The organism is Kribbella lupini (genome assembly GCF_039529595.1).
Taxonomy (GTDB): domain Bacteria; phylum Actinomycetota; class Actinomycetes; order Propionibacteriales; family Kribbellaceae; genus Kribbella; species Kribbella lupini.
On the sequence record NZ_BAAANC010000001.1, the window covers coordinates 86,117 to 103,824 of the forward strand.

A 17,708-nucleotide genomic window follows, 5' to 3' on the forward strand; every position below is an offset into this window, starting at 1 on the left:
TCGACCAAGGAGAACCGCCACCGTGAAGAGCACCGTCGAGTCCTTGAGCCCGACCAAGGTCAAGCTCATCGTCGAGGTGCCGTTCGAGGAGCTCAAGCCGAGCCTCGACGCGGCGTACAGGAGCATTGGCAGCCAGATCGTCGTCCCGGGCTTCCGCAAGGGCAAGATCCCGCCGCAGGTGATCGACCAGCGCGTCGGTCGCGGCCCGGTGCTCGAAGAGGCGATCAACGACGCGCTGCCGAAGCTGTACTCGCAGGCCGTCCAGGACAACCAGGTCAAGGCGATCGGGCGTCCCGAGGTCGACGTGACCGAGTTCAACGACAAGGAGAGCCTGCAGTTCTCCGCCGAGGTCGAGGTCCGTCCGGAGATCGAGCTGCCGGACCTGACCGGTCTCGAGACCTCCGTCGAGGACATCGCGATCTCCGACGAGGAGATCGACGAGCAGATCGAGTCGCTGCGGCAGCGGTTCGGCTCGCTGAACCCGGTCGAGCGCCCGGTCGCCGACAAGGACTACATCACCCTCGACCTGTCGGCCACCAAGGACGGCGAGAAGATCGAGGAGGCGCAGGCCACCGGCCTGTCCTACCAGGTCGGCAGCGGTCAGCTGCTCGACGGCCTGGACGAGGCCGTGCTCGGCCTGAACGCCGGTGAGTCCAAGACCTTCGTCACCCAGCTGGTCGGCGGCGCGCTCAAGGGCGAGGACGTCGACGTCGCCGTGACCGTCACCGCGGTCAAGGAGCAGGAGCTGCCGGAGTTCGACGACGACTTCGCCCAGACCGCCTCGGAGTTCGACACCGCCGAGGAGCTGAAGGCCGACGTCCGCAGCCGGCTCGAGAAGGGCAAGCGCCTCGAGCAGGCCGGCGACGCGCGCGACGCCGTCCTGGAGAAGATCCTGACCCTGGTCGAGGTGCCGGTGCCGGACGGTCTGCTGACCGACGAGGTCGCCGCCCGCCGGGAGAACCTGGACCAGCAGCTCGGCTACTCCGGGATGACCTTCGAGCAGTTCCTCGAGGGCGAGGAGCAGACCTCCGAGGAGTTCGACGAGGACCTGAAGAAGCGCTCCGAGGACGCCATCAAGGCGCAGTTCGTGCTGGACCTGGTTGCCGAGCAGCAGGGCCTGAACGTCAACGACCAGGAGCTCACCGAGCACATCGTCCGGCACGCGCAGCGTTCCGGCGTCAGCCCGGACCAGTTCGCCCAGCACGCCGTCGAGAACAACCTGGTCCCGAGCCTGGTGTCCGAGGTCGTCCGCGGCAAGGCGCTGGCCTACCTGGTCGAGAACGCCAAGGTCACCGACGCCTCCGGCAACGAGGTCGAGCTGAAGACGCTGCTCCCGGACGGCTCGTACGCCGACCCGGAGGCCGTCGAGGCCACCGAGGCCGCCGCCGAGGAGACCCCGGCCGAGGAGCCTGCCAAGGCCTGAGTACGCCGCTGAGAACGCCCCGGATCCCGCTGAGGATCCGGGGCGTTCTTGCGTCTACAGGTCCAGCCGGTACTCGAGCATCAACGGCTGAGGCGCGTACGCCGTGCGCTTGCTGCTCCCGGTAGCGAACCAGCCGTGCTTGGCGTAGAACCGGCGGGATCCTCGATCTCGACCGCCCACCGCTCCCGGATCGTCTCACGGGGAAAGGGGTATTCCGATTGCGGGAAGACAGCCGCCAGACCGAGTACGGCGCCCTCCTCGTGGACCACGAGCAGCTCGTCCAGATCGGATCGCTCCATCGCGCGCAGGAACATCCGCCCATGCTCTCCGACCCCAGGGGCACCATTCGCTCAGAGCAGACACGATGCGCCGTGAGCGAACACCTGCCCACCGGCCTTAGCTCTGTCGCCGTCGCCCAGTAATGTCGGCTTCGTGAACGAGACATTTGCAGCCAGCCCCACCGCCGCGGGCGGCAACGGATCCGGCGGACTCGACGACCACATCTACCAGCGCCTGCTGAGCAACCGGATCATCTTCCTGGGGTCCGAGGTTCGCGACGACAACGCGAACGCGATCTGCGCTCAGATGCTGCTCCTCAACGCCGAGGACCCCAACAAGGACATCTGGCTGTACATCAACTCGCCGGGTGGCTCGGTGGACTCCGGCATGGCGATCTACGACACCATGCAGTGGATCTCCAACGACGTCGCCACCGTCGGGATGGGCCTGGCCGCCTCGATGGGCCAGTTCCTGCTCTGCGCCGGCGCGAAGAACAAGCGCTTCGCCCTGCCGCACGCGCGGATCATGATGCACCAGCCCTCCGGCGGTATGGGTGGTACGGCCTCCGACATCAAGATCCAGGCGCAGCAGTCGCTGCACATCAAGGCCCAGCTGTTCAAGCTGATCGCCGAGCACACCGGCCAGCCGCTGGAGCAGGTCGAGACCGACGCCGACCGCGACCGCTGGTTCACCGCGGACCAGGCGAAGGACTACGGCTTCATCGACCACGTCGTGGCCAGCGCCGCCCAGCTCACCAGCGGCAGCCCGAACTCCTGATCCCCCACTTCGTTCTTAAGGACACAGCATGAACTACTTCATCCCGCAGTGGGAGGAGCGCACGTCGTACGGCATGCGCCGGGTCGACCCCTACACCAAGCTGTTCGAGGAGCGCACGATCTTCCTCGGCACGCCGATCACCGACGAGATCGCGAACGCCGTGATGGCGCAGCTGCTGTGCCTGGAGTCGATGGACGCCGACCGCGACATCAGCATCTACATCAACTCCCCGGGCGGCTCGTTCACGGCGCTGACCGCGATCTACGACACGATCCGCTACATCAAGTCCGACGTCCAGACGGTCTGCCTCGGGCAGGCGGCCTCGGCCGCCGCCGTGCTGCTGGCCGCCGGTACGCCGGGCAAGCGGATGGCCCTGCCGAACAGCCGGATCATCATCCACCAGCCGGCCACCGAGGGCACCTACGGGCAGTCCAGCGACATCGAGATCCAGGCGAACGAGATCCTGCGCCTGCGCTCGCTGCTGGAGAAGATGCTCGCCGACGCCAGCGGCAAGGACATCGAGGAGGTGTCCCGCGACATCGAGCGGGACAAGTTCCTCACCGCCGCGCAGGCAGTGGAGTACGGCCTGATCGACTCCGTCCTGGAGTCGCGCAAGGCCCCGGTGCCGATCGGCGCCTGATCGACCCCAGGGCGTGCCTTCCGACCCGGCCCATCGCGCGAGATCGGAAGACACGCCCGGCCTGCTGGTAGGCCCCGGTGCACCGCGCCGGGGTCGCGGCAGGCCTCCCGGGTTCGCCCGGGCGACGGCCGGGGGGACCCTAGGATCCGCCGGACGTCTCGTCAAGGGCCTCTCGTTCGCCACAGGCGTACTCGCGACGCTGTGGACAGAGCAGCGGTTGGGCCCGGGTCGGGGTACCGTCGGATCAAGGTCCGAGTCGGCCAAGGAGTTCAGGTCGCTCGGCCGGCCTCAGCTAGTGAGAGAAGGGATCTGTCCCGGTGGCACGCATAGGTGACGGCGGCGACCTGCTCAAGTGCTCGTTCTGCGGGAAGAGCCAGAAGCAGGTCAAGAAGCTCATCGCCGGTCCCGGCGTCTACATCTGCGACGAATGCATCGATCTCTGCAACGAGATCATCGAGGAGGAGCTGAACGAGGGCTCCGAGGTCGGTCTGACGGAGCTGCCCAAGCCCCGGGAGATCTACGACTTCCTCAACGCGTACGTCGTCGGACAGGACGTGGCGAAGAAGGCGCTCGCGGTAGCGGTGTACAACCACTACAAGCGGGTCCGTGACGGGCAGGGCTCCTCGAGCGCCGGCCGGCACGCCAAGGACGAGGCGGTGGAGCTGGCCAAGTCCAACATCCTCCTGATCGGCCCGACCGGCTGCGGCAAGACCTACCTCGCGCAGACGCTCGCCCGGATGCTGAACGTCCCGTTCGCGATCGCGGACGCGACGGCGCTGACCGAGGCCGGGTACGTCGGCGAGGACGTCGAGAACATCCTGCTGAAGCTGATCCAGGCGGCCGACTACGACGTCAAGAAGGCCGAGACCGGGATCATCTACATCGACGAGGTCGACAAGATCGCCCGCAAGAGCGAGAACCCGTCGATCACCCGCGACGTCTCCGGTGAGGGCGTCCAGCAGGCGCTGCTGAAGATCCTGGAGGGGACGACGGCCTCCGTGCCGCCGCAGGGCGGGCGCAAGCACCCGCACCAGGAGTTCATCCAGATCGACACCACCAACGTGCTGTTCATCGTCGGTGGCGCGTTCGCCGGCCTGGAGCACATGGTCGAGGCGCGGGTCGGCAAGAAGACCCTCGGCTTCAGCATGAGCAACGAGGTCGAGGCGCCGCGCGAAGCCGGTGGCTACGCCGACGTGATGCCCGAGGACCTGCTGAAGTTCGGCCTGATCCCCGAGTTCATCGGCAGGCTCCCGGTGATCACCACCGTCTCGCCGCTGGACCGCGAGGCGCTGATCAAGATCCTGTCCGAGCCGAAGAACGCGCTGGTCAAGCAGTACCGGCGGCTGTTCGAGATCGACAACGTCGAGCTGGAGTTCAGCGAGGACGCGGTCGAGGCGATCGCCGACCAGGCCCTGCTGCGCGGCACCGGCGCCCGCGGTCTGCGCGCGATCATGGAAGAAGTCCTGCTCAACGTGATGTACGAGGTGCCGAGCCGCGAGGACGTCGCCAAGGTCGTCGTCACCGGCGAGGTCGTCCTGGAGAACGTCAACCCGACGCTGATCCCGCGCGACCAGATCGAGCGCAAGCGCGAACGGCGCGAGAAGACCGCCTGATTTCTGTACTCCGGTGAGGAAGCCGGCCATCCGCTGACAGGCGGAGGGCCGGCTTCCTTCCGTTGGGGGACGTTTCGTTCGTCCGCCCGCTCAGTACCGCGACCGGTGCGGGGGCTCGTCGCCGTTCGCCATCCGCCAGGTGGATGTGGGTCTAAGCCTTTGGGGGGACGCCTGCGGACGGCTGTTTTGCTTAGCGTTCTGGCACGGGTGCCGCTCGCGCCCGTTCACCAGTGAGGGAGAACCGTGCGAAGAACCACGAGGACCACTCTGACCCTGGCCGTCGTCGCCGCTGTCGCCGTACCGGCCGCGTTCGCGCCCGCCGTGGCCGCGCCCGTCGCGCAGCCCGTCGCGCAGCCCGCCTCCAGCGCGCAGGCCTCGTCGGGCTCGGCGGCCGACGAGGCGCTCGTACGGCGTGAGGCGGCGAAGGCCGCGCGCGTCGCCGTACCGAAGATCGCGTGGAAGAGCTGCGGCACCGATCCGGCGCTGGCCAAGTTCCAGTGCGCGTCGGTCGAGGTGCCGACCGACTACGACCGGCCGCGCGGCGCGACGACCACGATCGCGCTGACCCGGCTGCCTGCCTCGGGCCAGCGGATCGGGACGCTGTTCACCAACCCGGGCGGGCCTGGCGGACCCGGCGTCAGCTTCGTGCAGCAGGCCGCCGAGATCGCCTACACGCCGGAGGTGCGGGCGAAGTTCGACATTCTCGGCTTCGACCCGCGCGGGGTCGGCCAGTCCGATCCAGTCACCTGCTTCCCGACCGAAGCGGAGGAGAACGCCGCGTTCGCCGGCATCGAGCCGTTCCCGATCAACGCCGCGCAGACCAAGGACTACACGCGGGCGATGCTGCGTGCGGCTGTCGGCTGCATGACCACGTCACCGGACCGGCTGACGCACTACTCGACGGCGAACGTTGCCCGCGACATGGATCTGCTGCGGCGCGCGGTCGGCGACAGCAAGCTGAGCTACGTGGGGTATTCGTACGGGACGTACCTCGGCGCGACGTACGCCAAGCTCTTCCCGGGCAACGTGCGTGCGCTGGTGCTCGACGGGACGCTGTCGCCTTCCTGGTACACCGGCTCGGACGGCGATCGGCGGCCGCTCGGCGTACGGCTTCGGCAGGGTGAGGGGTCGTGGGACACGTACCAGCAGTTCCTTGCCGAGTGCAAGAAGGCGGGCGCCGAGCGGTGCGCGCTGGCGGCCCTGGGTGATCCGGCGACGGTTGCGGAGAAGCTGCTGCAGCGGTTGAAGACGGACCCCGCCGAGGTTCCGTTGCCGGACGGTACGACGATGACGGTGAGCTATCAGACCGCCGTGTTCCTGATCTTCCAGAGCCTGTACTCGCCGCTGGCCTGGACGGACCTGGCCGCGACACTGGCCGAGCTCGCTGCGCCTGCCTCCGCTGCTCGCTCGGCTGCGGCTGTTTCCGTTGCTGGGAAGGTGCTTGGTGAGTGGAACCGGCGGCAGGAGGAGTACAGCGGTCTCGGCGCCGGGCTCCAGCCGTGCATCGAGGCGCACCAGTCCGGCCGGCCGCTCGCGTACCCGCAGTTCGCCGCGGACGCGAACCGTCGCGCCCAGCACTTCGGCCCGCTGCGCGCCTGGGTCGGCCTGGCCTGCGAGTTCATGCCGGTCCGCGACACCGACGCGTTCCTCGGCCCGTGGAACCTGGCGGTCAAGTCGCCGGTCCTCGTCTTCGGCACGCGCCACGATCCGGCGACGCCGTACCAGGCCACTCGTCCGTACGCCGATCTGTACCCGGACGCGCGGATGGTCACGGTCGAGGGCTACGGTCACGGCACGATCGGGATCAGCGCGTGTGCTGACCAGAAGATCACCGACTACCTGGTGCGTCTGAAGGCGCCGGCCGACGAGTCGACGTGCACGCAGGACTACAAGCCGTTCACTCCGCTCGCGAAGTCGCGTGCGGCGGCTGCGGATGCCGCGCTGAAGCTGGCGGCGTTCGGGTCCTAACCCTTCGGTGGGAAGCCGCCGGTCGCATGGGGACCGGCGGCTTTCTCCTTGTTTTCTTCACTTCATGGCAGTGAAGGCCTCATCGGAAACCGGCCCGACGTCGTCGACACCCACGCCGTCGTTCGCCGCCTGCACGATCACGGTCAACGTGTTCGATCCGCGGTAGCACTGCGTCGGCAACGTGTCCGTCGACGCGACACACGTCGAAGCGCCGACCTGCTTCACCTGATCCGGCTTCGCGCCCGAGTCGCTGATCGTCTTGTCGATGTCCACCTTCCCGCGCAACGCGATCACGACGTACATCCGCTCGCCGTCCAGATCCCCGTACGCCTCGACGGTCGCCTGCTTCCCGTCGTTGATCCGGCTCAAGGCTTCCCGCGTCTGATCCAGCTTCAGCTGATCCCGCACCTCCGGATCGGTGATCCGATCCAGCCCCGCCAGCGAAGTCGGCGGGGTGATCCCGCGCGCGGTGTTCAACCGACTCATCGGCCCCAGCCCGCCGAAGTACCCGAACAAGGCCAGCACCAGCAGAACCACCACGACGCCGCCGACAGTCACCCACGGGTTCCGCCGCCAGGACCGCTTGGGGCCGCCGCCCGGGGGTGTCTTGCCGCCGCCGGGCTTGGTCGCCGGGCCGTCTGTGTTCGCTCCGGAGCCTGCGGCCGAGCCGCCAGCAGCCTTCCCAGCACCAGCTGCTGCAGGCCCAGCAGGCGCCGCTCCGGCGGGTCCCGTGGAAGCCCCACCGGCGGCCTTCGCGCCGGGCGCACTGTCAGTAATCTTCGCGCTGGGCGCGGTGCTCGCGCTGGGCGCGGTGCTCGCGCTGGGCGCGGTGCTCGCGCTGGGCGCGGTGCTCGCGCTGGGCGCGCCACCCGCGCTGCTCGCGCCACCCGCGCCACCCGCGCCACCTGCGGTGCCCGTACGAGCCTCGCCCGCCGCGCTGGCCGCACCAGCCGCGCCCGCCGCGGCACTCGCACCGGTCGCACCTGCCGCGCTGCCTGCGCCGACCGCGCTACCTTTGCCCGCTGCGCTACCTGCGCCCGCTGCGCTGGCTGCGGTGCCTGTACCGGCGGTGCTTGAGGCCGGGTCTGCGCCCGCGCTAGTCGCTGCGCTGCCGGTCCTGGCCGGTCCTGCCGTGCTGCCTGTGCCAGCTGCGCCTGTTGTGCTGCCTGAGCCCATCGCGCTGCTCGCGCCCGTTGTGCTGGCTGGGGTGCCTGTACCGGCGGTGCTTGAGGCCGGGTCTGCGCCCGCGCTAGTCGCTGCGCTGCCAGTCCTAGCCGGACCCGCCGCGGCACTCGTACCGGGCGCACCTGCCGCGCTGCCTGCGCCGACCGCGCTACCTGCGCCCGCTGCGGTGCTTGTACCGGCGGTGCTTGAGCCCGAGGCTGTACCGGGTCCCGCGCTGGTAGCACCGGCCGCGCCTGCGCTGCCTAGGCCAGCTGCGCGGGCTGTGTCGCTCGTCCCAGTGGCCCCGGACGCGCTGCCTGGAGCGGCGGACCCTGCGGCGCTGCTTGTAGCTGCAGGGCTGCCTGCAACAGCGGTGCCTGTGCCGGCGGGCCCTGCGGCGCCACCTGTACCTGCAGTGCTGCCTGCACTGCCGGCGCCTGCCGCGCTGGCCGTTCCCGCCTTGCTGTCGGCGCCAGCCGTGCTCGTAGGACTACCCGGACCAGCCGCGGCCACAGGACTAGCCGTACCAGTCGCGGCCGTTGTGCCTCCGGCTGTACCAGCCGCGGCGCCCGATGCGGAACTGGTTGCGGCCGCGGCACTTGCTGCGGGGTGGGTTCCAGCCGGAGGGCCCGCTGCGGTGTTGGTGCCGGTCGGCGCCGCGGATGCGCTCGTGTTGTTCGCGCCTTCGTCAGTCGGAGGCGTGGCGCCAGGTCCGCCAGGGAGCGTCGTGCCTGTGGACTCCGGCGCTCCTGGGGAGGCCGGCGTCGTACGAGCATCCGGGGTGGAGGCTCTGGGCGCTGGCGTTGCCACAGGCGGTCGGCGTACTGCGTCTGATGAGTTCGCTGGCGGCGTCGCTGCAGGTTCTCCGGCGAGCGTGGTGCCAGTCGACCCAGCAGTTCCCGAGACGGTCGGACGTGTACTCGATGCAGGTGCTGCTACAGGCGGTCGCCGGATGGCTTCAGGCTCGGCGGCACCAGCGGGCGGTGTCGCGCCGGCTCCGCCTGCGAGCGTTGTACCTGCTGCAGCACTTGTAGCAGCAGGGGTGTCGGAGTCTGTGGCGGTACCTGATGCCCCGCCCGCTCCAGCAGTCGCGCTGCCAGCGGGGTCAGCGGTGGGCGTGTTGGAGGCGGCGCCTGTGGAGCTCGCCTCCGCTGGCTTGGAAGTTTCGCCGGAGGTGGACCCGCTGGTCGAGGAGGTGTCCTTGCGGGAGGTCGCCGCCTGGTCGGCAGACTTTGCCGACTGCGGGCGGAGGGGAGTCTGCGGAGGCATGGGCGTCTGGGGAGGCATCGGGGTCTGCGCCGGCAGGGGAGTCTGCCCGGCTCGAGACCCAACAGACGTGCTCGCCGGAGTGGTGGGGGAGTCCGGGGCGTCGGCAGCGGTCGGAACCGACGCAGTCGGGGAAACCGGTGCTTTCGAGGCGGACGTACTCCGACCTGCGGCGGGCTTGCGGGTCGAGGCGGGAGACCGCTTCGCCGTCGTCGATTTCGCCGCGGGCGGCTTCGGCGCCGACGCGCCAGCAGTCGACCCCTCCGACCCCGCTGACCCCGCCGCAGGCCCGTCGAACGGCAGCTCCGGGGACTCCGGCGCGGCTTTCTTCGCCGCCCGGGAGGTCGACTTCGTGGTCCTCCGGCGCGGCGTCTTCTTCGGGGGCTGGTCCGCAGGACCGGAGGCAGCCGGGGTGGGGGGCTGGTTCTCGTCGCTCACGGGTTGCTCCTTCGGACTGGCCTGGGGTCGGGCCGATGGTTCCACATCAGGATGACTGGCTTCGCAGCGTAGTCGTTCGGGACAAGCACGTGACGCCGCCTCCGGGAGTGGAGGCGGGCGTCAGCGGCGTACAAATCGCTCAGAGGGTCGCGACGACCATCACGGCCTCGGCGGTGTACTCGGGGCACCAGACGATCTCGCCGGTCGGCTGGGCCAGCACGCCGTCCAGGACCGGCCGGCGTTCCTAGGTCTGGTTCTCGCCGCCGTCGACGTACAGGTTCGCACCGACGACGTAGCTGCTCTGGTCCGAAGCCAGGAAGGCCACGACCGCGGCGGCTTCCTCGGGCTGGCCCAAGCGGCCCTTGGGGACGGTCGCGACGACCTGTTCCTTGATGGCCCGGGCGGTCTCCTCGTCGCCGAAGGCGGCGGTGGCGCCAGGGGTCTCGATCCAGGCCGGCGAGACCACGTTGACGCGGATGCCGCGGCCCTTGAGCTCGGTGGACCAGGTTCGCGCGAAGGAGCGGACGGCTGCCTTCGACGCCGCGTACGCGCCGAACGCCTCCATGCCGCGGTCGGCTGCCGTGGAGCCGGTCAGGATCACCGAGGCGCCGTCGTTGAGCAGCGGCAGCGCCTTCTGCACGGTGAACAACGTGCCGCGGGTGTTGACCCCGAAGGTCTGGTCGAAGTGCTCCTCGGTGGTCTGCTCCAACGTCACGAACGTTCCGACCGCCGCGTTCGCCACGAGCACATCCAGCCCTTGTCCCCGCGCTCGGACCGCGTCGTAGAGCCGGTCCAGGTCCGCCAGGTCGGAGATGTCACCGGCCACTCCCGTCGCCCGGTCCGTGCCGATCGTCTTGACGGCGGTCTCCAGTTCGGCCTCGCGCCGCCCGGTGACGAACACGTACGCGCCCTCGTCCGCCAACCGTACGGCGGTGGCCAGACCGATACCGGTGCTGCCGCCGGTGACCACTGCCGTCTTGCCTTCCAGCTGTCCCATCTGAGTGTCTCCATCACTGTCTCGACGTCGATCCGTTCACCATCGAGTCTGCGTGGGCAGCGACGTATGATCCATGATGCAAAGTCCGGAGTTCTTTACGTATCGTCCAGAGGGGTCGGCGGTGCTCGGTTTTCGGGATCCCATGGCTGACGCGATCGGCCTGCTCAGGCCGCGCACGGTGATCGGGCCCACGCTGCGGGCCGTGGGTGAGTGGGCGTTGCGTTTCGACCCGTTCCTGCACGTGCGGATCGGCGGCTTGGTCCGCGGTACGTGCTGGCTGGTTCTCGAAGGGCACGAGCCGGTGTTCCTGCGGGAGGGTGACACCTTCATGCTGGGCAACCCGCCGCCGTACGTGCTGGCCAGCACCCTCGACGCGAGCCCGCGCCCCGCGGCGCCGGTTCTGGCGGGCGCCGACCACGGGACGGTGTGGATCGGCCCGGAGTCCGAGGACGACCTCTACCTCTGCGTCGGGCACATCGCGTTCGACGACCGGAACGCGGCCCTGCTGACCGATCTCCTGCCGCCGCTCGTGATCGTCCGCGCGGCCGATCCGCACGGCCACCGGCTCGGGCAGTTGATCGACCACCTGGCCACCGAGGTCGGGATCGCCGCCGCCGGCGGCCCGCTGGTGCAGAACCACCTCGCCCAGATCCTGCTCGTGCACATGCTTCGCGCTCACGCCGGCCAGACCGACCGGCCGACCGGCTGGCTGGGCGCGCTGAACGAGGACGGCATCGGTGCCGCCCTGCGGGCCGTGCACGCGGACGTGGCCCACTCCTGGAACCTCAAGGAGCTCGCCGAGATCAGCCACATGTCGCGTTCCGCGTTCGCCCAGGCCTTCAGAAGCCACGTCGGCGTCCCGCCCCTGGAATACCTCATCCAGTGGCGCATGAGCCTCGCCCGCGACGCTCTCACCCGCGACACGATGTCGATCTCCGAGCTCGCCCGAGCCACCGGCTACCGGTCCGAGAGCGCGTTCAGCACCGCGTTCCGCCGCGTGGTCGGTTCGTCGCCCAGGTCGTTCCGGGACGAGGCGCGGGCGTTGGCAGCCACCCGATCGGACCAGGCGGGCTGAGCACACCAAGACCACCAACCCGAGAGGCGATCGGCAGCAGTCGGCTGCCGATCGCCCGGGCAGAGGTCAGAGCGTTGCGACGACGGAGACGGACTCGGCGGTGTCCTCGGGGCTCCAGAGGATCTCGCCGGTGATCCGGCCGGCGGCGCGGAGGTCGTTCTCGGCGCGTTCGGCCAGGGTCAGGCGGCTAGCCGGGCCGGTGACCTCGGCCTTGCTGACTTCGGTCTTCATCGAGACCTGGGCGGTGGACTTGGCGCCGCGGATGCCGGCCAGCACCTCGGAGACCGCGTCCAGGACGGCCGGGTCCTGCTCGGCGACCGCGATGTCGACGTCGGCGACCGGCCAGCTGCTGGTGTGGATCGAACCCTCCTGCCACCACGACCAGACCTCTTCGGTCGCGAACGGCAGGTACGGCGCGAGCAGTCGCAGCTGGACCGACAGGGCGACGGCCAGCGCGGCCTTCGCCGAGTTGGCCGCGGCCTCGCCCTGACCGCCGTACGCGCGCTCCTTGACCAGCTCGACGTAGTCGTCGCAGAAGGTCCAGAAGAACCGCTCGCTGACCTCCAGCGCACCGGTGTAGTCGTAGCGCTCGAACGCCGCGGTCGCCTCCGCGACGGTCAGGCGCAGCTTCTGCAGCATCGCCAGGTCGACCGGCTCGGTGACGGCCGACGCGTCCGCGGACGTCGCCCCGAAGCCGAGCACGAACTTCGACGCGTTCAGGACCTTGATCGCCAGCCGCCGGCCGACCTTCATCTGCGACTCGTCGAACGGCGAGTCCAGCCCCGGCCGGGCCATCGCGGCGCGCCAGCGGACCGCGTCCGAGCCGTACTTGTCGAGGATCTCCGACGGCACGATCGCGTTGCCCTTGGACTTCGACATCTTCTTGCGGTCGGGGTCGACGACGAAACCGGAGATCATCGACCGCGCCCACGGCAGGGTGCCGTTCTCGAAGTGGGCCCGGACGACGCGGGAGAACAGCCAGGTGCGGATGATCTCGTGCGCGTGCGTGTTCAGGTCCATCGGGAAGGTGCGCTCGAACAGGTCGTTGTCGCGCTCCCAGCCGCAGACGATGTGCGGCGTCAGCGACGAGGTCGCCCAGGTGTCCATCACGTCGGGGTCGGCCTCGAACCCGCCGGGCTTGCCACGCTGGGACTCGTCGTACCCGCGCGGGCACTGCGAGGTCGGGTCGATCGGCAGCTCGGCCTCGCTCGGCATCAGCGGGTGGTCGTAGTCCGGCTCGCCGTCGTGGCCGATCGGGTACCAGACCGGGAACGGGACGCCGAAGAAGCGCTGCCGCGAGATCAGCCAGTCACCGTTCAGCCCGTTGACCCAGTTCAGGTAGCGGTGCTTCATGTGCTCGGGGACCCAGCCGAGCTCGTTGCCGCGCTCGATGAACTCGGCCTTCAGGTCCGCGTCGCGGCCACCGTTGCGGATGTACCACTGGCGGGTGGAGACGATTTCGAGCGGCTTGTCGCCCTTCTCGAAGAAGTTCGCCATCCGCTTCGTCGGCTGGGGCTCGCCGTCCAGGTCGCCGCTGTCGCGCAGCTTGGCGACGATCAGCTCGCGGGCGCTGAAGACGGTCTTGCCGGCCAGCTCGGCGTACAGCTCGGAACCGGCGAGCCACTCCGGGGTGTCCCGCAGCAGCCGGCCGTCGCGGCCGATCACCGTGCGGACCGGGAGCTGCAGCTCGCGCCACCACTGGACGTCGGTGAGGTCACCGAAGGTGCAGCACATCGCGATGCCGGCACCCTTGTCCGGCTCGGCCGCCTCGTGGGCCAGGACGGGGATCTCGACGCCGAACAGCGGCGAGCGGACCGTCGTACCGAACAGGTGCTTGTAGCGCTCGTCGTCGGGATGGGCGATCAGCGCGACACAGGCCGGGATCAGCTCGGGCCGGGTGGTCTCGATGTAGATCGGGCCGTCGGCACCGTGGAAGGCGATCCGGTGGAAGGCGCCCGGGTAGTCGCGGGCCTCGAGCTCGGCCTGGGCGACGGCGGTCTGGAACGTGACGTCCCACATCGTCGGCGCCTCGGCCAGGTAGGCCTCACCGCGGGCGAAGTTGCGCAGGAAAGCGCGCTGCGACGTCCGGCGCGAGTCTTCCGAGATCGTCGTGTACAGGTACGACCAGTCGACGCTCAGGCCGACCTGCCGCCACATCGCCTCGAACGCCTGCTCGTCGATGTGGGTCAGCTCGCCGCACAGGTCGACGAAGTTCTGCCGGCTGATCGAGACCTGCTTCTTCGGGTCCGGCTTGGCCGGCGGCGTGAAGTCGGGGTCGTAGGGCAGCGACGGGTCGCACCGGACGCCGTAGTAGTTCTGGACGCGGCGCTCGGTGGGCAGGCCGTTGTCGTCCCAGCCGATCGGGTAGAAGACCTTCTTGCCGCGCATCCGCTGGAAGCGGGCGACCAGGTCGGTGTGGGTGTAGCTGAAGATGTGACCGACGTGCAGCGATCCGGACACGGTCGGCGGCGGGGTGTCGATCGAGTAGACGTCGGCCCGCTCGGCCGTCCGGTCGAAGGCGTAGGTCTCCTGTTCCTTCCATACCGCAGCCCACTTCTCCTCGAGGCCTTCGAGGGTGGGCTTGTCGGGAACGCGGGAGATCTCGGTCATGCGCACAATCGTAGTGGTTGTCAAGGGATGCTCTAACCGGATATCCACAGCGCCCTAGACTGGGCTCCTGATGAGCGACCTCACGTACGCCGAAGTGTCGGCGAAACTCCAGGCCCGGTGGCCGGAGACGAAGATGGATCCCACGCTGGACCGCGTCCGGCGGCTCACCGAGCTGCTCGGCGACCCGCAGAAGACCTACCCGGTCGTGCACCTGACCGGAACCAACGGCAAGACCTCCACCGCGCGGATGATCGACTCCCTGCTGCGCGAGGCGGGGCTGCGGACCGGCCGGTTCACCAGCCCGCACCTGGAATCGGTCCGCGAGCGGATCACGCTGAACGGCGAGCCGATCGGCGAGCAGCAGTTCGTCGAGGCCTACGCCGAGATCGCGCCGTACCTGGACGTCGTGGACTCCGAGCAGGAGCACCCGCTGTCGTTCTTCGAGGTGATCACCGCGATGGCGTACGCCGTCTTCGCCGACGCGCCCGTCGACGTCGCGATCATCGAGGTCGGCCTGGGCGGCACCTGGGACGCGACCAACGTCGCCGACGGCGTCGTCTCGGTGATCACTCCGATCGCGGTCGACCACGCGCACATCCTCGGCTCGGATCCGGTCACGATCGCCGGCGAGAAGTCCGGGATCATCAAGCAGGGCGGTACGGCGGTGATCGCGCAGCAGAGCCTCGACGTACTGGAGGTCCTGCAGCGCCGGGCCAACCAGGTCGGCGCGCAGGTCGCGCGCGAGGGCCTGGAGTTCGGCGTCACCAGCCGGACGGTCGCGGTCGGCGGGCAGCTGATCTCGATCAAGGGCCTCGCGGCGGAGTACGAGGAGATCTTCCTGCCGCTGCACGGTGAGTACCAGGCGCACAACGCCGCGACCGCGCTGGCCGCCGTCGAGGCGCTGCTGGGCGCGACCGAGCAGACCGAGGGCCGCGTCACCGCGGAGGTGGTCCAGGCCGGTTTCGCCGAGACCACGTCACCGGGCCGGATGGAGGTCGTCCGGACCGGTCCGACCGTGATCGTCGACGCCGCGCACAACCCGCACGGCGCCGAGGCGACCGCGGCCACGATGTCCGAGGCGTTCGCCTTCAACCCGCTGATCGGCGTGATCGGCGTGATGAAGGACAAGGACGTGTACGGCGTGCTCGAGGCGTACGAGCCGATCATGGAGACGGTCGTCGTCACCCGGAACTCGTTCGAACGCTCGATGCCGGCCGAGGAGCTCGGCGAGATCGCCGCCGAGGTGTTCGGCGAGGACCGGGTCGTCGTCAAGCCGCACCTGGTCGACGCGATCGACGAAGCGCTGCGGCTGGCCGAGCAGGACGCGATCGCGTTCGGCAGCGGCGGCGTCCTGATCACCGGTTCGGTGATCACCGCCGGTGAGGCCCGCAAGCTGCTGGTCCGCAAGCCGAAGGAAGCCAACCGATGAGGTCGCTGGCGTCGATCGTGCTCGCCTTCGAGTCGATCGTGCTCGCGCTGGCGACCCCGGTGATGATCTCGGTCGCCGACGTCGACGCCGGTACGGCGCTGCCGTTGTGCCTGGGGCTCGCGGTCCTGGCGCTCGTCGCGGCCGGCCTCCTGCGCAACCGCGTCGGCTACGGGCTCGGCTGGGTGGTCCAGGTCGGCGCGGTCGGCCTCGGTTTCGTCGTACCGGTGATGTTCGTGCTCGGTCTGGCCTTCGCGGGCTTCTGGGTGATGGCGATCGTGCTCGGCCGCCGGATCGAAGAGGCCAAGGCCGCGCAGGCCCGGGCCGCCGGTTAGGCTCGGCGGCCCGAGACTTTCGTAGCAGCCTTCGAGAAAGAGAAGAGTGACATGTCGCAGCGCACCCTCGTCCTGCTGAAGCCCGACACCGTACGCCGCGGCCTGGTCGGGGAGATCCTCGGCCGCTTCGAGGCCAAGGGGCTGTCGATCGTGGCGATGGAGCTGCGCACGATCGACGGCGAGACGGCCGACCAGCACTACGCCGAGCACGTCGAGCGCGACTTCTACCCGCCGCTGCGCACGTTCGTCACCAGCGGCCCGCTGGTCGCGCTGGTGCTCGAGGGCGACGAGGCGATCGAGGTCGTCCGCGCGCTGAACGGCGCCACCGACGGCCGCAAGGCCGCCCCCGGCACGATCCGCGGCGACCACTCGCTGTCCAACCGCGAGAACCTGGTGCACGGCTCGGACTCGCCGGAGTCGGCCGAGCGCGAGATCAAGATCTGGTTCCCCGACCTGCCCTGATCACGCCCGCCGGTACGACGTACAGCCGGCCGTGAGCATTTGGTGGGTGAACCCACCAGTTGGCCGGTTGGACCACGGAAATTCGGTGGGCCAACGGGCCATTTGACGGGTTGACCCATCAAATCGCCCCCGGAGTCCGTCAGCGCAGTGCCGCCGCGACCTTGTCCCGGAACGCCTTGGTCGCGAACACGTGCCCCGGCGTGATCGACCGCTGGACGATCTGGATCACCACCGTGTCGGCGCCCTTGATCGCCGCGATCAGTTCCGCCTCGCTGACGTGCCCGGTCCACAGGAACGTCCCGTCGGCGAACAGCGGCCGCAGGTTGCCCAGTGCGAAGTAGCTGAACGAGTCGCCGATGATCACCGACTTCCCGCCGATCAGGCCGGTCGCCGGAGTGGTCTTCCACCGCTCCACGCCGTACAGGACCTTCGTCGGGTCGTACGCCGCGTAGCCCGGCTGCGGCGTCACCGTCGTACCGGTCGAGACCTGCAGCGACGGCGGCGTCTCGGTAGCGGTCAGCCCGAGCAGCACGTTCAGGTCGGCTGTCTTGGTCACCTGGTCCGGTGTGGTGGTGAGGCGGGCCTGCAGCTTCAGCTTCGCCGCCAGCGCCTTCGCGAAGACCGCGGAGCCCGCTCCTGACCAGTGCGAGTCCGTCCGCCAGTAGGTCTGCGACCGGGTCAGCTCCTGCCGTAACCCGAGCCACGCCGGGTGCTCGTACGCATCGAGGATCCGGTTCTGCTCAGCGATCCCGTCCAGCGCACATTGCCCGTCCGGTACGACGGACGGCGGCTCCACCACCGACGACTTGTTCGGCCCCACAGTGATGACGACCTTCCGCCCGGACCGCTCGATCACGTCGGCCAGCGCCGCGAGCCCGTCGAGTCCCTGCCGGAAGCCCGGAGTCTGCTGGCACGCCTTGGTGAAGTCCTCGCCGAGGAAGAGATAACCGTTAGGTCCCCGAACGACCTTGCCCGACGCCGGCAGCTCGCGGAGCACGTGGAAGTCGAACCACGACTTCCCGCGGACGGCAGTGGACCGCCCCGCCAGCCGGTCCGAGGCCCACGGCCCCACGGCGTCCAGGGCGCCCCACCCGGCCGACGCCGACGGCGCGGGCGCGATCGCGCGGTTGTCCACCGGCGCCTGCCGGAACCCCACGACGTACCCGAAGGCCGGCCCGAACACGAACACCAGCGCGACCATTCCCGCGACCACCTGACCTCGCTTCACCGCATCC

Annotated in this window: 14 protein-coding genes; 9 read left to right on the forward strand and 5 right to left on the reverse strand. The window is 69.5% G+C overall.

Annotation, left to right across the window (positions count from 1 at the left end; genetic code table 11):
• The first annotated feature begins 22 nt into the window (after window positions 1-22).
• A complete protein-coding gene (tig, locus tag ABD235_RS00460; protein WP_344167499.1) occupies window positions 23-1,423 on the forward strand; it encodes a trigger factor in 1,401 nt (466 codons plus the stop codon).
• A 54-nt stretch (window positions 1,424-1,477) separates the two neighbouring features.
• Here tig and ABD235_RS00465 read toward each other — a convergent pair whose 3' ends face one another.
• Window positions 1,478-1,603 (reverse strand): hypothetical protein, encoded by a 126-nt coding sequence (locus ABD235_RS00465; protein WP_344167502.1) that lies wholly within the window; start codon window positions 1,601-1,603, stop codon window positions 1,478-1,480.
• Window positions 1,604-1,855: 252 nt separating this feature from the next.
• Between ABD235_RS00465 and ABD235_RS00470 the strand changes: the two genes are divergently transcribed.
• The 4 genes from ABD235_RS00470 to ABD235_RS00485 all read left to right on the forward strand — a co-directional run bounded on the left by ABD235_RS00470 (window position 1,856) and on the right by ABD235_RS00485 (window position 6,700).
• On the forward strand, window positions 1,856-2,479 hold the full coding sequence (locus ABD235_RS00470; protein ID WP_344167505.1) for a ClpP family protease: 624 nt from the start codon (window positions 1,856-1,858) through the stop codon (window positions 2,477-2,479).
• A gap of 28 nt (window positions 2,480-2,507) precedes the next feature.
• Window positions 2,508-3,119, forward strand: a complete 612-nt coding sequence (locus ABD235_RS00475; RefSeq protein ID WP_344167508.1) for an ATP-dependent Clp protease proteolytic subunit — start codon at window positions 2,508-2,510, stop codon at window positions 3,117-3,119.
• Window positions 3,120-3,436: 317 nt separating this feature from the next.
• Window positions 3,437-4,732, forward strand: a complete 1,296-nt coding sequence (gene clpX / locus ABD235_RS00480; protein WP_344167511.1) for an ATP-dependent Clp protease ATP-binding subunit ClpX — start codon at window positions 3,437-3,439, stop codon at window positions 4,730-4,732.
• Window positions 4,733-4,975: 243 nt separating this feature from the next.
• Window positions 4,976-6,700: an alpha/beta hydrolase gene (locus ABD235_RS00485; protein ID WP_344167514.1), complete on the forward strand. Its 1,725-nt coding sequence runs from the start codon at window positions 4,976-4,978 to the stop codon at window positions 6,698-6,700.
• Between the two features lie 57 nt (window positions 6,701-6,757).
• Here the strand turns inward: ABD235_RS00485 and ABD235_RS00490 are convergent, their stop codons facing one another.
• Both ABD235_RS00490 and ABD235_RS00495 read right to left on the reverse strand, forming a co-directional pair.
• On the reverse strand, window positions 6,758-7,258 hold the full coding sequence (locus ABD235_RS00490) for a hypothetical protein (protein ID WP_344167517.1): 501 nt from the start codon (window positions 7,256-7,258) through the stop codon (window positions 6,758-6,760).
• Between the two features lie 2,554 nt (window positions 7,259-9,812).
• Window positions 9,813-10,565, reverse strand: coding sequence for an SDR family NAD(P)-dependent oxidoreductase (locus ABD235_RS00495; protein WP_344167520.1), 753 nt, complete (start codon window positions 10,563-10,565; stop codon window positions 9,813-9,815).
• A 142-nt stretch (window positions 10,566-10,707) separates the two neighbouring features.
• Between ABD235_RS00495 and ABD235_RS00500 the strand changes: the two genes are divergently transcribed.
• Entirely contained in the window at window positions 10,708-11,640 is a 933-nt protein-coding gene (locus ABD235_RS00500; protein WP_344167523.1) for an AraC family transcriptional regulator, read from the forward strand.
• A gap of 66 nt (window positions 11,641-11,706) precedes the next feature.
• Here the strand turns inward: ABD235_RS00500 and valS are convergent, their stop codons facing one another.
• Window positions 11,707-14,250, reverse strand: coding sequence for a valine--tRNA ligase (gene valS, locus ABD235_RS00505; RefSeq protein ID WP_344167526.1), 2,544 nt, complete (start codon window positions 14,248-14,250; stop codon window positions 11,707-11,709).
• 70 nt (window positions 14,251-14,320) lie between these two features.
• Here valS and ABD235_RS00510 point away from each other — a divergent pair, with 70 nt between their 5' ends.
• From ABD235_RS00510 to ndk, 3 genes are read left to right on the forward strand one after another with little or no spacing between them, the layout of a single operon-like run.
• Window positions 14,321-15,679, forward strand: coding sequence for a bifunctional folylpolyglutamate synthase/dihydrofolate synthase (locus tag ABD235_RS00510; RefSeq protein WP_344167529.1), 1,359 nt, complete (start codon window positions 14,321-14,323; stop codon window positions 15,677-15,679).
• A complete protein-coding gene (locus tag ABD235_RS00515; protein WP_344167532.1) occupies window positions 15,676-16,011 on the forward strand; it encodes a DUF4233 domain-containing protein in 336 nt (111 codons plus the stop codon). The genes ABD235_RS00510 and ABD235_RS00515 overlap by 4 nt, the downstream gene beginning before the upstream one ends.
• 51 nt (window positions 16,012-16,062) lie before the next feature.
• A complete protein-coding gene (gene ndk / locus ABD235_RS00520; RefSeq protein WP_344167535.1) occupies window positions 16,063-16,473 on the forward strand; it encodes a nucleoside-diphosphate kinase in 411 nt (136 codons plus the stop codon).
• 139 nt (window positions 16,474-16,612) lie between these two features.
• Here ndk and ABD235_RS00525 read toward each other — a convergent pair whose 3' ends face one another.
• A complete protein-coding gene (locus ABD235_RS00525) occupies window positions 16,613-17,701 on the reverse strand; it encodes an alginate O-acetyltransferase AlgX-related protein (RefSeq protein ID WP_344167538.1) in 1,089 nt (362 codons plus the stop codon).
• Between the last annotated feature and the right edge of the window lie 7 nt (window positions 17,702-17,708).

Excerpts from the sequence above, each read along its gene's own strand:
- ABD235_RS00475 (WP_344167508.1), top strand. The coding sequence starts at position 2,508 with ATGAACTACTTCATCCCGCAGTGGGAGGAGCGCACGTCGTACGGCATG.
- ABD235_RS00495 (WP_344167520.1), bottom strand. The coding sequence starts at position 10,565 with ATGGGACAGCTGGAAGGCAAGACGGCAGTGGTCACCGGCGGCAGCACC.
- ABD235_RS00500 (WP_344167523.1), top strand. The coding sequence starts at position 10,708 with ATGGCTGACGCGATCGGCCTGCTCAGGCCGCGCACGGTGATCGGGCCC.
- valS (WP_344167526.1), bottom strand. The coding sequence starts at position 14,250 with ATGACCGAGATCTCCCGCGTTCCCGACAAGCCCACCCTCGAAGGCCTC.
- ABD235_RS00510 (WP_344167529.1), top strand. The coding sequence starts at position 14,321 with ATGAGCGACCTCACGTACGCCGAAGTGTCGGCGAAACTCCAGGCCCGG.
- ABD235_RS00515 (WP_344167532.1), top strand. The coding sequence starts at position 15,676 with ATGAGGTCGCTGGCGTCGATCGTGCTCGCCTTCGAGTCGATCGTGCTC.
- ndk (WP_344167535.1), top strand. The coding sequence starts at position 16,063 with ATGTCGCAGCGCACCCTCGTCCTGCTGAAGCCCGACACCGTACGCCGC.